The sequence below is a fragment of the Pseudorhodoplanes sp. genome, from assembly GCF_035565855.1.
Classification (GTDB): Bacteria; Pseudomonadota; Alphaproteobacteria; order Rhizobiales; family Xanthobacteraceae; genus Pseudorhodoplanes.
In genome coordinates this window covers 1-12631 of record NZ_DATMRX010000218.1, presented here as the reverse complement: position 1 = coordinate 12631, position 12631 = coordinate 1, and the positions used below count along the sequence as shown (strand labels likewise).

Annotated in this window: 12 protein-coding genes and 1 pseudogene; 7 read left to right on the top strand and 6 right to left on the bottom strand. The window is 63.1% G+C overall.

The window, feature by feature from the left end; genetic code table 11:
- Nucleotides 1-675 (top strand): annotated as a pseudogene (locus tag VN004_RS12160) (hypothetical protein); the annotation flags it as partial.
- 73 nt (nucleotides 676-748) lie between these two features.
- Here the strand turns inward: VN004_RS12160 and VN004_RS12155 are convergent.
- Nucleotides 749-1621: an NAD(P)-dependent oxidoreductase gene (locus VN004_RS12155; RefSeq protein ID WP_325610328.1), complete on the bottom strand. Its 873-nt coding sequence runs from the start codon at nucleotides 1619-1621 to the stop codon at nucleotides 749-751.
- A 117-nt stretch (nucleotides 1622-1738) separates the two neighbouring features.
- Between VN004_RS12155 and VN004_RS12150 the strand changes: the two genes are divergently transcribed.
- The 3 genes from VN004_RS12150 (at nucleotide 1739) to VN004_RS12140 (ending at nucleotide 4042) form a co-directional block, all read left to right on the top strand.
- The gene (locus VN004_RS12150; protein ID WP_325610326.1) at nucleotides 1739-2869 is read left to right on the top strand and encodes an Mrp/NBP35 family ATP-binding protein; all 1131 of its coding nucleotides are present in this window, start codon (nucleotides 1739-1741) and stop codon (nucleotides 2867-2869) included.
- Nucleotides 2870-2952: 83 nt separating this feature from the next.
- A complete protein-coding gene (locus VN004_RS12145) occupies nucleotides 2953-3411 on the top strand; it encodes a hypothetical protein (protein WP_325610324.1) in 459 nt (152 codons plus the stop codon).
- Nucleotides 3412-3454: 43 nt separating this feature from the next.
- Complete coding sequence (locus tag VN004_RS12140) at nucleotides 3455-4042, top strand: hypothetical protein (RefSeq protein WP_325610322.1); 588 nt, start codon at nucleotides 3455-3457, stop codon at nucleotides 4040-4042.
- Nucleotides 4043-4045: 3 nt separating this feature from the next.
- On the opposite strand, the gene VN004_RS12135 is transcribed toward VN004_RS12140, so the two are convergent.
- Nucleotides 4046-4708 carry a Fe2+-dependent dioxygenase gene (locus VN004_RS12135; protein WP_325610320.1) on the bottom strand — a complete coding sequence of 221 codons (663 nt, stop codon included), beginning with the start codon at nucleotides 4706-4708 and terminating at the stop codon, nucleotides 4046-4048.
- Between the two features lie 163 nt (nucleotides 4709-4871).
- On the opposite strand from VN004_RS12135, the gene VN004_RS12130 reads away from it, so the two are divergent.
- The 3 genes from VN004_RS12130 (at nucleotide 4872) to VN004_RS12120 (ending at nucleotide 8284) form a co-directional block, all read left to right on the top strand.
- Nucleotides 4872-5762, top strand: a complete 891-nt coding sequence (locus tag VN004_RS12130) for a hypothetical protein (RefSeq protein WP_325610318.1) — start codon at nucleotides 4872-4874, stop codon at nucleotides 5760-5762.
- A 176-nt stretch (nucleotides 5763-5938) separates the two neighbouring features.
- Nucleotides 5939-7027 carry a TRAP transporter substrate-binding protein gene (locus VN004_RS12125; RefSeq protein ID WP_325610316.1) on the top strand — a complete coding sequence of 363 codons (1089 nt, stop codon included), beginning with the start codon at nucleotides 5939-5941 and terminating at the stop codon, nucleotides 7025-7027.
- 168 nt (nucleotides 7028-7195) lie between these two features.
- Nucleotides 7196-8284, top strand: coding sequence for a TRAP transporter substrate-binding protein (locus VN004_RS12120; RefSeq protein ID WP_325610314.1), 1089 nt, complete (start codon nucleotides 7196-7198; stop codon nucleotides 8282-8284).
- Nucleotides 8285-8402: 118 nt separating this feature from the next.
- On the opposite strand, the gene VN004_RS12115 is transcribed toward VN004_RS12120, so the two are convergent.
- From VN004_RS12115 to moaA, 4 genes are all read right to left on the bottom strand, one after another.
- The gene (locus VN004_RS12115; RefSeq protein WP_325610312.1) at nucleotides 8403-10067 is read right to left on the bottom strand and encodes a TRAP transporter large permease subunit; all 1665 of its coding nucleotides are present in this window, start codon (nucleotides 10065-10067) and stop codon (nucleotides 8403-8405) included.
- 22 nt (nucleotides 10068-10089) lie between these two features.
- Nucleotides 10090-10674: a TRAP transporter small permease subunit gene (locus VN004_RS12110; protein WP_325610330.1), complete on the bottom strand. Its 585-nt coding sequence runs from the start codon at nucleotides 10672-10674 to the stop codon at nucleotides 10090-10092.
- A gap of 109 nt (nucleotides 10675-10783) precedes the next feature.
- On the bottom strand, nucleotides 10784-11683 hold the full coding sequence (locus VN004_RS12105; protein ID WP_325610309.1) for a DMT family transporter: 900 nt from the start codon (nucleotides 11681-11683) through the stop codon (nucleotides 10784-10786).
- Between the two features lie 24 nt (nucleotides 11684-11707).
- The coding region (gene moaA / locus VN004_RS12100; protein ID WP_325610307.1) for a GTP 3',8-cyclase MoaA at nucleotides 11708-12631 on the bottom strand (924 nt) is incomplete at its 5' end.

The window sequence follows — 12631 nt, the reverse complement described above, 5'->3', positions numbered from 1 at the left end:
AACCAGAATGGCGGCCGCCCGGTGCTCAACCAGAACGCTGGCATCAACCCCAACGGCGGTCGCCCGGTGCTGAACCAGAATGGCAGCGTCAACCAGAACGGTAACCAGAATGGCGGCCGTCCGGTTCTCAACCAGAACGCTGGCATCAACCCGAACGGCGGTCGCCCGGTGCTGAACCAGAATGGCGGCATCAACCAGAACGGTAATCAGAATGGCGGCCGTCCGGTGCTCAACCAGAACACTGGCATCAACCCGAACGGCGGTCGCCCGGTGCTGAACCAGAATGGCGGCGTCAACCAGAACGGTAACCAGAACGGTGGCCGTCCGGTGCTCAACCAGAACACTGGCATCAACCCGAACGGTGGTCGCCCGGTGATCAACCAGAATGCTGGCATCAATCCGAATGCTGGTCGTCCGGTCATCAACCAGATCAACAACCGCCCGCAGATCCAGCGGCCGCAGTTCCAGCAGCAGATCCAGCGTCAGCAAATCCAGCAGGTCCAGCGCCCGCAATTCCAGGCTCCCCGGCAGAGCTTCCAGGCTCCGCGCCAGAGCTTCCAGGCGCCGCGCCAGTCCTTCCAGCCGCGTGCTTTCGCCTCCAGCGGCGGTGGTGGTGGCGGCCGGGCGTTCGGTGGTGGTGGCGGTGGTGGTGGTGGCCGGGGCGGGCGCCGCTAACCCGCAACGCAGACAGCAGAAAGGCCGGCGTGAAGCCGGCCTTTCTCTTTTTTCGGTACCTTGATTGCGTGCGCTATTTGCGATCGAGCCGGGCGATCAGGCTCGAGGTATCCCACCGATTGCCGCCCATCGCCTGAACTTCGGAATAGAACTGATCGACCAGAGCAGTGACCGGAAGATGCGCGCCGTTGCGTCGCGCCTCGGACATGCAGATGCCGAGATCCTTGCGCATCCAGTCGACGGCGAAGCCGAAGTCGAACTTGCCTTCGCTCATCGTCTTGTAGCGATTCTCCATCTGCCATGACTGCGCCGCTCCTTTCGAGATGGTCGCGATCAGCTTCTCGATATCGAGCCCGGCTTTCTTGGCGAAGTGCAGACCTTCCGACAGGCCCTGGACGAGTCCCGCGATGCAGATCTGGTTCACCATCTTGGCGAGCTGGCCGGCACCCGGCGTACCGAGGAGGTTGCAGGCGCGCGCATAGGAATCGATGACCGGCTTCGCGCGATCGAAGGCGGCCGCGTCGCCGCCGCACATCACCGTCAGGACGCCGTTCTCGGCACCTGCCTGTCCGCCCGAGACCGGCGCGTCGATGCAGTCGAAGCCGCGCTCCTTGGCCGCCTTGTAAAGCTCGCGGGCAATCTCGGCAGAAGCGGTGGTGTGGTCGACGAAGATCGCGTTCTTGCCCATGGCCGCGAAGGCGCCGTCCGGCCCAAGCGTGACCTGGCGCAGGTCGTCGTCATTGCCGACGCAGCACATGACGAAGTCCTGGCCTTCTGCGGCCTTGTGGGGCGTCGGCGCGCTTTTGCCGCCATATTGCGCCACCCACTTGTCAGCTTTCGCTGCGGTGCGGTTGTAGACCGTGACGTCGTGGCCGCCCTTCACCTTCAAATGTCCGGCCATCGGGTAACCCATCACCCCGAGCCCCAGAAACGCCACCTTTGCCATCCGCTCCTCCGTCGAGCGGTGCGAATTTTGCCCGCCCTTGATCGCGGCCAATGTGACGCCTTGTGCGGCCGCGTCAACCCGCCCTATCTAAGCCCCGACAACCGGCAGGAGATCAGGGTGGCACCCACAAAAGACCAGATCCGCGAGCGGCTCGCGGCGATCGCGACGCCCGGCGGCCGCAAGCTCACCGAGGCCGGGGTGCTGTCGGAGATCGTGACAACCGACGGCAAGGTCTTCTTCTCGCTCAGCGTCGATGCGGCACAGGTCAAGGCCTGGGAGCCGGTGCGAAAGCAGGTCGAGGATGCCGTCCGGGCCATGCCGGGTGTGACCTCCGCGATGGTCGCGCTCACCGCCGAGCGCAGCGCGGGCAAGAGCGCGCCGCCGCCTCCGCCCCAGCAAGGCGGTGCCCGGCCGGCGCATGGTCATGGTGGCGGCGGTCCGGCCGGTGTTCCCGGCGTGACGTCGATCATCGCCGTGGCCTCAGGCAAGGGCGGGGTCGGCAAGTCGACGACCGCGATCAATCTCGCGCTGGCCTTGCGTGACCTCGGCCTCAAGGTCGGCGTGCTGGATGCCGACATCTACGGCCCGTCCATGCCGAAGCTGCTGGCCATCCGCGAGAAGCCGCAGACGGTCGGCGGAACGCGTCTGAAGCCGATCAGCCGCTACGACATTGCGGTGATGTCGATTGGCTTCCTGATCGAGGAAGAGACCCCGATGATCTGGCGCGGCCCGATGGTGATGTCGGCGCTCACCCAGATGCTGCGCGAAGTCGAATGGGGGCAGCTCGACATCATGGTGGTCGACATGCCGCCAGGAACCGGCGATGCGCAATTGACCATGGCCCAGCAGGTGCCTCTGGCCGGCGCCGTCATCGTCTCGACGCCTCAGGACCTCGCGTTGATCGACGCGCGGCGCGGCGTCGCCATGTTCAAGCGCGTGAATGTGCCGATCCTCGGCGTCATCGAAAACATGAGCTATTTCGTTTGCCCGCATTGCGGCACGCGATCCGACATTTTCGGCCACGGCGGTGCCGAGCACGAAGCGGAGCGGCTGAATGTGCCGTTCCTTGGCGCGGTACCGCTCGACATGACGATACGCGAAACCTCCGATGCCGGCTTGCCGGTGGTCGCGACACAGCCCGATGGCCCGCACGCCAAGGTCTATCGCGACATCGCGCAAAAAGTGCGGACCGCGCTTGCGGGATCCGCCGGGTCGCGTGCGGCGCCGAAGATCGTTATCGAGGCGTAACATCGCACGGGGTTGTCCTGTCTTGCGACTGTCGGCATTCTGCGCGGGGGCCTGTTTCTTATAGCGTGATAGGGGAGAAGCTGATGCGGCACATGCGATCACTCGGAATTTTCGGAGCACTCGTGACGGCAGGTGCGCTTTGGACGATTCCGGCGCATGCCCAGAAGGCTCCGGATCCGGACCTGCAGGAGGTGATGATCAAGACCACGCTGCTCACCTTCAACGATGCGAATGTCACCGAAAATTACAGCGTGCTGCATGCCAAGTTGTCGAAGCAGTTTCGCGAGCAGTTTCCGCCCGAGCGCCTGAAGCAGGTCTTCAAGCCGTTCGTGGAGCAGAAGATCGACATCGAACAGATCGCGTCGAAGTCGCCGATTCCCGGCAAGCCGGCGGAAGTCGATGAGCGGGGCGTGTTGTCGCTGACCGGCCATTTCGACATCAAGCCGAGTAACGTTTTCTACGATCTCGGCTACGTGATGTCGGAAGGGACCTGGAAGCCCATCAAGATCAACGTCAATGTCCGGCCGCCGGAGAAGAAGTGAATGACACTGGCGGGCTCGCGCAAGAAGCGGACATGACCGCGGCATGACTGATGGGGCCATCGCGCCATCCGTCGGCCCGCCGAAACTGGCGTTGCGGCCAGCCTATTTCATCATGGCAGGAGCCGCGCTCGCGTTGATGATTGTGGCCATACTCGGCGACAGCATCTGGCTGCTGCGCTGGGTTCACGTGATGACCGGCGTTCTTTGGACCGGAATTGACCTGTTCCTCGGATTCGTGATCGGCCCGATCATGCGCCGGCTGCCGATGGAAACGCGGCGCTCGGTCATCAGCCAGCTGATCCCGCGCACCATGGTGCTGATGCCGACGCTGTCGATCATTACCGGCACGGCGGGCTACTATCTCGCGCGGAGGATGGGCTTTCTCGATCTCGGCTACCCGGAATTCTGGTGGGTGGCGGCGGCGCTTGCGATCCTCGTTGTGCTGACAGTGCAGGGCCTCGGAATCCTGACGCCGGTGAATATCCTTGTCTATCTGGAGATGCTGAAAGCCAAACCCGACGGCGAGAAGATCGGGCGATGGATGAAGCTCTATGTGCGGGTGGTTGCGATCCAGGGCGCGATGCAGGTCGCGATGATCATGATCATGGTGAAATTCGCGACCGGACTTTAGGTCTCAGTCCTCGGCCCACATCCGCAGCAGGTTCGCCAGCGACTTCGATATCAGGTCGAATTCGTGGCTCTTGCCGTCGCGCATGAAGATCGTGCGCCGCGCGGTGTCGAGGTCGAACAGCAATTCGCGCTGCGCGGCATCGCGCACGAGGCTGCGCGCCCAGCCGGCAATGACGTGACGGACGCCGCGCGTCACTTCCGCGACACGATGCAGCGTCGTCGCCGGATAGACGACCATCGATCCCGCGGGCAGCTTGATGGCGTCGTCGCCCGCGGCGCTGACGATCACCAGTTCGCCGCCGTCATAGCTCTCGGGGTCGTCGAGGAAGAGCGTGAAGGCGACATCGGTGCGCATCCCGCCCATCAGCGCATCGTCGACATGCTCGCCATATTGCATGCCGGCTTCGGTACGCGAGAACAGAAGCGGCGTGAGCTGCTTCGGCCTGGCTGCGATGCGGAACAGATCGTTCGCCATGATGCGGGCAGCGACCATGCTGCGCACCGGATCAAGAACCTTGTCGGTCGCGTCGGCCTGCCGGTTGTGCTTCACCTCGCGCGCGGCAAAGCCTGCGGTCGCGCGGCCATCGACGAACCGCGTCCGCGCGAGTGCTTCACGCACCGCATCAAGATCTTCGGCGCTCAGAACATCCGCAATCACGATCTGCATGCGTCGACGCCTTGCCACGGATCAGCGCGGTTTCGCAAATCAGCCCCTGGTGAACCGATCCCAAACCTGACGAACTTGGAACGATTCAAAGAGATCGGGCTTGGCCCTGCTCAGGTGGGGGACTATGGACACTCGGTATGAGCGTCTCCAGGGAGGCCGTCCGATGATGAGGTTTCGCAAGATCTGGATCGGCATCGGCGCCTTCACGATTGCGGGCGGTACGGGATCGTCCGCCTTGCCCGCGCAGCCATCCGGCGACCAGCAGGCTCAGCCCAACGAAACCGCAATGGATCGCGGACTGAGCGTCCTGTGGCGGCAGCGGATTCTCGCACACGCGCTCACCGTTGCGCAGGGGGGAGAAGGCGGAGAGGGTGGTGAAGGCGGCGAAGGCGGCGAGGGCGGCATCAATGTCGAAGCCGCCGCCAAGGACCCGGTAGAATACGGCGTCGCGCTTCAGGTCATCGCCGCGCATTACCATGCCGGTCTCGCCGCTTATGAGGGCAAGGAGCAGGAAGCCGGCGCGCAGATGTTCGCGCATGGCCTGTCCGAAATCTATGTAGCGATGGAAGAGGTCTTCAAGGCGCGCGGCGTGACCGGCCTCGGCGGCAAGCTCGAAGCGGCCGTAACCGCCGCGGGCGAAAAGAAGCCCGTTGCCGAGGTACGGCGCAAGGCCGACGCGGTGTTCGCGGCGCTTAAGGCAGCCGATAAGGCCGCGCCGAAATCCGCCATCCCGGCGCCCGCGATCCGTGCGCGGATCGCCGCCGAGATGGCCGACCGCGCCGCAGCGCAATATGCGGTGGTGCAAAAGGATGCCAGCCTGGAGGCGTATCTGGACGGGCTCGGCTTCGCGATGGCAGCCCGCGCGGAGGCCAAAGAGGCGCTGCCGTACCTGAGAAAGATCGACCCCAAAAAGGAAGCCGCCTTGCAGAAGGCCGTGGCACTGTCCGCGAAAGCCTATCCGGGCATCAGGCGGCCGGATAAGGCCGCGGTCAGCCTGGCCGATCTGCAAGCCGCGGCGTCGGCGGCCAAGCTCGCGGTGTCAAATCTGCCCTGAATGTGCCGCAGGGCTGGCGGCCCGTACCGGCATCCGAATTTCGCATTGACGCTGCGGCGTGATTTGTGAAAGGCGTGCCGTAGCACGGGTGCGGGTGAGGCGGCGTTCTGGCTGTCTCCGCCCGGCCGGTCCGCACCGGATCGTCAGTTCAGAAACGCACACAATGGGAGACCTTCATGAAACGCCGCCAATTTATCGCGACGATCGGCGCTGGCGCCGCCGCCGCCGCAATCGCCAAACCGGCGATCGCGCAATCGAGCCCCGAACTGAAATGGCGCCTGACCTCGAGCTTCCCCAAATCGCTTGATACACTCTGGGGCGGAGCCGAGACCTTCTGCAAGGCGGTTGCCGAAGCAACCGACAACAAGTTCCAGATCCAGCCGTTCGCCGCGGGCGAAATCGTGCCGGGCCTTGCTGCGGCGGATGCCGTCACCAACGGTACCGTCGAGATGTGTCAGACCGCGTCTTATTATTATGTCGGCAAGGATCCGACTTTCGCTCTCGCGAGCGCGGTGCCGTTCGGCCTCAATACGCGCATGCAGAATTCATGGCTGTATCAGCATGGCGGCACCAAGCTCTTCGATGAGTTCTACGCCAAGTTCAAATTCATCGCGCTGCCGGCCGGCAACACCACCTGTCAGATGGGTGGCTGGTTCCGCAAGGAGATCAAGGACGTCGCCGACCTCAACGGCCTGAAGATGCGCATTGCAGGTCTCGCCGGCCGCGTGCTCGCGAAGCTTGGCGTCGTGCCGCAGCAGATTGCCGGTGGCGACATCTATCCCGCGCTCGAAAAGGGCACCATCGACGCCGCCGAATGGGTCGGACCTTATGACGATGAGAAGCTCGGCTTCCAGAAGGTCGCGCCCTATTATTACTATCCGGGCTGGTGGGAAGGCAGCACGTCGATTCACAACTTCATCAACGTCGACAAATGGAATCAGCTGCCGAAGAGCTACCAGCAGGTGATCCGCTCGGCTTCCGACACCGCGAATGTCTCGATGACGGCGAAATACGACGCGGAAAATCCCGGCGCGATCAAGCGGCTGGTCGCGGGCGGTGCGCAATTGCGCGCCTATCCGCAGCCGATCCTCGATGCATGCTACAAGGCGTCCAACGAAGTCTATGCCGAGATCTCGGCGAGCAATCCAAGCTTCAAGAAGATCTACGACAACATGGTCGCCTTCCGCAGCGACGAATATCTCTGGTGGCAGGTCGCGGAATACGCCTATGACAGCTACATGATCCGGGCCCGCACGCGGTCCTGATCCGCGCTTCGTCAAGCGAAATTTGAGGGCCAGCCGTGCAGGCTGGCCCTTTTTCTTTGTGGATATGACTGACGCCCTTGGACATGATTGCTGAGCGCCAGATGAGCCGCATTGCGGCCGGGCCCGGAAAGAGGTCACGCGCATTTCAGCCGAGAGGGAACGTCACACATGAAACGCAGACATTTTCTGAAAGCTGCCGCTGCAAGTGTCGTAACCGGGGCGGTCGCTGCTCCTGCGATCGCCCAGTCGAGTCCCGAAATACGCTGGCGATTGACCTCAAGCTTTCCGAAATCGCTCGATACCATTTACGGCGCGGCCGAGGTGTTTTCAAAAGCAGTGGCCGAAGCGACCGACAACCGCTTCAACATCCAGGTGTTTGCCGCAGGCGAGATCGTTCCAGGTCTGCAGGCCGCGGACGCTGTCAGCAGCGGCACCGTCGAGATGTGCCATACCGCGTCATTTTATTATGTCGGCAAGGATCCGACATTCGCGTTCGGCACCGCCATTCCTTTTGGCTTCAATCAACGGATGATCGATGCCTGGATGTTCAATGGCGGCGGCATGGAGCTGATGAACGACTTCTACAAGAAGTACAATTTCCTCGCGCTGCCCGCCGGCAATACCGGTGCTCAGATGGCCGGCTGGTTTCGCAAGGAGATCAAGTCCGTCGAGGACATGAAGGGCTTGAAGATGCGGATCGGCGGTTTCGCCGGCCGCGTGCTTGCGAAAGTGGGCGTGGTCGCGCAGCAGATCGCCGGCGGCGACATTTACCCGGCGCTTGAAAAGGGCACGATCGACGCGGCCGAATGGGTTGGTCCCTACGACGACGAGAAGCTCGGCTTCCACAAGGTGGCGCCGTTCTACTATTACCCCGGTTGGTGGGAAGGCGGCCCGATGCTGCACAATTTCATCAACATCGCGAAATGGAATCAATTGCCGAAGAACTACCAGTCGATCATCCAGTCCGCCTCGCATGTCGCCAACACCATCATGATGACGCGCTATGACGCCGGAAATCCCGCGGCACTTCGTCGGCTGGTCTCGGCCGGGGCGCAGCTGCGATCATTCCCCCAGCCGGTGATGGACGCCTGTTATAACGCCGCCAACGAGCTCTATGCGGAAACCGCCGCGAAGAACCCGGAGTTCAAGAAGGTTCTCGAGAGCGCAATAGCATTCCGCAACGAGCAATATCTGTGGTGGCAGGTCGCAGAATATGGCTATGACAGCTACATGATCCGCGCGCGGGCGCGAAGCTGATCGATGCACACGCCTTAGGTCCAAAGAGCCGGCGATACGCCGGCTCTTTGCATTTTTGAGGAGACCTGATTTCACGCCGTGCGGTCGATGCCGGAAGCCGCCGCGGAGTATACCGCGATTACTTGATGACCGGCGGCGTGTCGAACTGGATCGGCGGCGGCATTTCAATGCCGGGCAGACCCTTCAACTGTTCCTCGATCTTCGCCGGATCGATTGTCGTCTGCGCGCCCTTGTAGTGCATCACCATGCCCGGGAAGATGATGACAAGGGCCACCATGATGCACTGGATGATGACGAAGGGCACCGATCCCCAATAAATCTCTCCGGTGGTGACGGGCGGCATCTGCTTGCCGGTCACGCGGTCGATATAGGGCGAGCGGGGGGCGACCGACCGCAGATAGAACAACGCAAAGCCGAATGGCGGATGCATGAACGAGGTCTGCATGTTCACGCCGAGCATCACGCCGAACCAGATCAGGTCGATGCCGAGCCTCGTTGCGGCTGGCGCGAGCAGTGGAATGACGATGAAGGCGATCTCGAAGAAGTCGAGGAAGAAGGCGAGCAGGAAGACGAAGATATTGACGACGATCAGGAAGCCCACCTGACCGCCGGGAAGCCCGAGCAGCAATTCCTCGACCCAGCGATGGCCGTCGACGCCGTAGAAGGTCAGCGAAAAAACGCGCGCGCCGATCAGGATGAAGATCACGAAGGCGGACAGCTTGGCGGTGGATTGCGCGGCCTGCCGCGTGAGATCGAATGTCAGACGGCCTTTGGCGATGGCGAGGAGGAGCGCGCCGACCGCGCCCATCGCGCCGCCTTCGGTTGGCGTCGCAAGGCCGATGAAAATGGTGCCGAGCACAAGGAAGACCAGCGCCAGCGGCGGCACCATCACGAAGATGACCTGCTCGGCCATCACCGAGAGCAGCTTCAGTCTGAACAGGCGGTTGAGGATCGCGATCGCAAACGCGATGCACACGCCGATCGTCATGGTGAGGACGACGAAATCGGCGCCGGACGACACGTGTGTCGTGCGCATATAGGCATAGGCCGCGATCCCTGAGAACAGCACGACCACGGTCAGCGACGGCAGGCCACGGCTTCCATCCGGCTCCTTGTAGGTCAGCGCCTCCAGCGGCAGGCCGGGAGCTGCATTAGGCTTGATCAGAGTGATCAGGAAAATATAGCCGGCATAAAGTGCGGCGAGCACAAGGCCGGGGATGAAGGCGCCCTCATACATGTCGCCGACCGAGCGGCCGAGCTGGTCGGCCATCACGATGAGCACGAGCGAGGGCGGGATGATCTGGGCCAGCGTGCCGGAGGCGGCGATGACGCCCGTCGCGACCCTGCGGTCGTAGCCGTAACGCAGCATGATCGGCAGCGCGATCAGCCCCATCGAGATCACCGAGGCGGCGACGACGCCGGTGGTGGCTGCGAGCAGCGCGCCGACGAAGATCACGGCATAGCCGAGGCCGCCGCGGATCGTGCCGAAGAGTTGCCCGATGGTATCGAGCAAGTCCTCCGCCATGCCGCTTCGTTCGAGGATCAGGCCCATGAAGGTGAAGAAGGGGATCGCAAGCAGCGTGTCATTGTTCATGACGCCGTAGACACGCTCGGGCAGTGCGCCGAGAAAGTCCGGCCGGAACAGCCCAAGTTCGATGCCGATCAGGCCAAACAACAAACCGTTGGCGGCGAGCGAAAAGGCGACCGGATAGCCGAGAAGCAAAAACACCACGAGGGAGCCGAACATGATCGGCGCCATGTAGTGAATCAGCATCTGGGTCATGGGCGATCCGGCCGGTCGTCTGTCAGTTGTCGGGCTTGATTTCGGCGAGCAGCCGTTCGGCCTCGGCTTCGGCCGGACTGAGCGTCTGCTCGTAGGGATCGGGGATAAGGCCGCGCATGACGGCGATGCGTTTGATCAGCTCCGAGATGCCCTGAAAGAACAGCAGCGTGAAGCCGATCACCACCAGCGATTTTGCCGGCCATTGCGGCAGCCCGCCGGCGTTGAACGATTGTTCGTTCAGCTCGAAGGAGGCCACGAAAAACGGCCATCCCGTCACGATCATCACGATGGTCAATGGCAGCAGGAAAGCGACATGGCCGACGATATCGATCCAGTTGCGCACGCTTTTGGGGAAGGCGGTGTTCACGATGTCGATGCGGATATGTTCGTTGGACATCAGCGTCCATGGCGAGCACACCATGAAGATGATGCTGAACATGATCCATTGCAGCTCGAGCCAGGCGTTCGACGACAGCCCCAGCATCTTGCGGCTGACGGCATTGGCTGCGGAAATGATGACGACGATGACGACGAGCCACGAGACCCATTTGCCGAGCCGCATGTTGATCGCATCGATGATGCGGCTCACGGCGAGCAGAGCATGCACGGTGACGGAATCCCCTCGATCCCGGCGCCTTCCAGCGCGCGTGGCGGCCATTCGGCCTTGTCCCGACAGCTAATCCGAACCCCGACGCACGCGTCAATGGAAAGTTTGTCTAAGCGGGCGGTATCGCAGTCGCCTGAGCCGCGCGGCGTGCGATCGTCTCGCGGTGGAGCGCATACAAGCCGCTCAGAACGATCAGGGCTGCACCGAACAAGGCCCAGCGGTCCGGCACCTCGCCGAAGGCCACAAAACCTGCGATGCCCATCCAGAGTAGCAGGGTGTATCGGAACGGCGCGACGGCCGCGATCTCCACGCCCCGGAAGCCATACACGATGAGATAGGTGCCAAGGCCGAGGAACGCGGCGGCAAAGGCGAGCATGGTCCATTGCTCGCGGTTGGGAACGGCCCAGTCTTCGCCGAGCCCGATCCCTGCGCCCGACAAAGTCACCGCGACGGTGCCGTACAACCCAACGGCGAGCGACGATACGGTGGCGTCGAGCTTGCGCGTCGTCAGGTCGCGCGCGGCGCCGAAAAAGGCGGCGCCCAGCCCGGCCAGCGCCCACAGATCGATGGTCCCAGGGCCCGGTTTGACGATGAACAGGGTGCCGACCAATCCCACCGCGATCGCCGCCCAGCGCCGCCAGCCGACCCGAACTCGCAGCGTCACGGCGGCCAGTGCGGTCAGGATCAGCGGCGACGTCATCGCCACGGCCGACAGGTCGGCGATCTTCATGTGGATCAACGCGGCGATGAAGCACAGCGTGCCCACCGCATCGAACAGCGCGCGCAACATCACCATCGGCCGGGCGGACGCGCCGATGTGGCGCAGACCGCCGGTGACGCCGATGACCGCAAGCAAAATGGCGATCGACAGCGCACCGCGCAGGAACAGCACCTGCCCGAACGGCAGTTCGCGCGCCACCAGCTTTACCAGCGCGTCATTGATCGAGTAGGCGGCCATGCCGAAAGTCACCGCGATCATGCCGCGGAGATTGGCAGCGGAGTCAGTCACAAGGTGGGTTCCGTAAGGCCGGCGCTAGCCGCCGGTGACGCTCATATGGCGGGGCAGGGCGGGGCGGCTGTGGCGGCGGTCGATGACGAAGTCATGGCCTTTCGGCTTGCGTGAAATCGCGGACTCGATCGCAGCGTGCAGCAGGTCGTCGGATTCGGAGGCGCGCAACGGGGCGCGCAGATCGGCTGCATCTTCCTGGCCAAGGCACATGAACAGCGTTCCGGTGCAGGTCAGGCGCACGCGATTGCACGATTCGCAGAAATTATGGGTCATCGGGGTGATCAGGCCGAGCCGGCCGCCGGTTTCGGCAACGCGCACATAACGCGCCGGCCCACCGGTGCGGTAATCGATGTCGTGCAGGGTAAAGCGTTCGGCGAGGCGCGCCCGCACCATCGACAGCGGCAGATATTGATCGAGGCGGCCTTCGCCGACATCGCCGAGCGGCATCACTTCGATCAGGGTGAGATCCATGCCGCGGCCATGGGCCCAGGTGAGCAAGTCCGGAATCTCGTCCTCGTTCACGCCCTTCAGCGCGACCGCGTTGATCTTGACCTTGAGGCCGGCCGCCTGCGCGGCATCGATCCCGGCCATGACGCGCGACAAATCTCCCCAACGGGTGATCGCGCGGAACTTGTCCGGATCGAGCGTGTCCAGCGACACGTTGATGCGTTCGACCCCGTGGCCTTTGAGCTCCGCCGCATATTTTGCGAGCTGCGAGCCATTGGTCGTGACCGTGAGTTCGTCGAGGTCGCCGTTGCGCAAATGGCGCGAGAGCGAGGCGAACAACGTCATGATGCCGCGCCGCACCAGCGGCTCGCCCCCGGTCAAGCGAAGCTTGCGCACGCCGCGCGTGATGAAGGCGGAACAGACCCGGTCGAGTTCCTCGAGCGACAGGAGATCGGCCTTGGGCAGGAACGCCATGTCCTCTGACATGCAATAGACGCAGCG

Excerpts from the sequence above, each read along its gene's own strand:
- VN004_RS12155 (WP_325610328.1), bottom strand. The coding sequence starts at position 1,621 with ATGGCAAAGGTGGCGTTTCTGGGGCTCGGGGTGATGGGTTACCCGATG.
- VN004_RS12145 (WP_325610324.1), top strand. The coding sequence starts at position 2,953 with ATGCGGCACATGCGATCACTCGGAATTTTCGGAGCACTCGTGACGGCA.
- VN004_RS12140 (WP_325610322.1), top strand. The coding sequence starts at position 3,455 with ATGACTGATGGGGCCATCGCGCCATCCGTCGGCCCGCCGAAACTGGCG.
- VN004_RS12135 (WP_325610320.1), bottom strand. The coding sequence starts at position 4,708 with ATGCAGATCGTGATTGCGGATGTTCTGAGCGCCGAAGATCTTGATGCG.
- VN004_RS12130 (WP_325610318.1), top strand. The coding sequence starts at position 4,872 with ATGATGAGGTTTCGCAAGATCTGGATCGGCATCGGCGCCTTCACGATT.
- VN004_RS12125 (WP_325610316.1), top strand. The coding sequence starts at position 5,939 with ATGAAACGCCGCCAATTTATCGCGACGATCGGCGCTGGCGCCGCCGCC.
- VN004_RS12120 (WP_325610314.1), top strand. The coding sequence starts at position 7,196 with ATGAAACGCAGACATTTTCTGAAAGCTGCCGCTGCAAGTGTCGTAACC.
- VN004_RS12115 (WP_325610312.1), bottom strand. The coding sequence starts at position 10,067 with ATGACCCAGATGCTGATTCACTACATGGCGCCGATCATGTTCGGCTCC.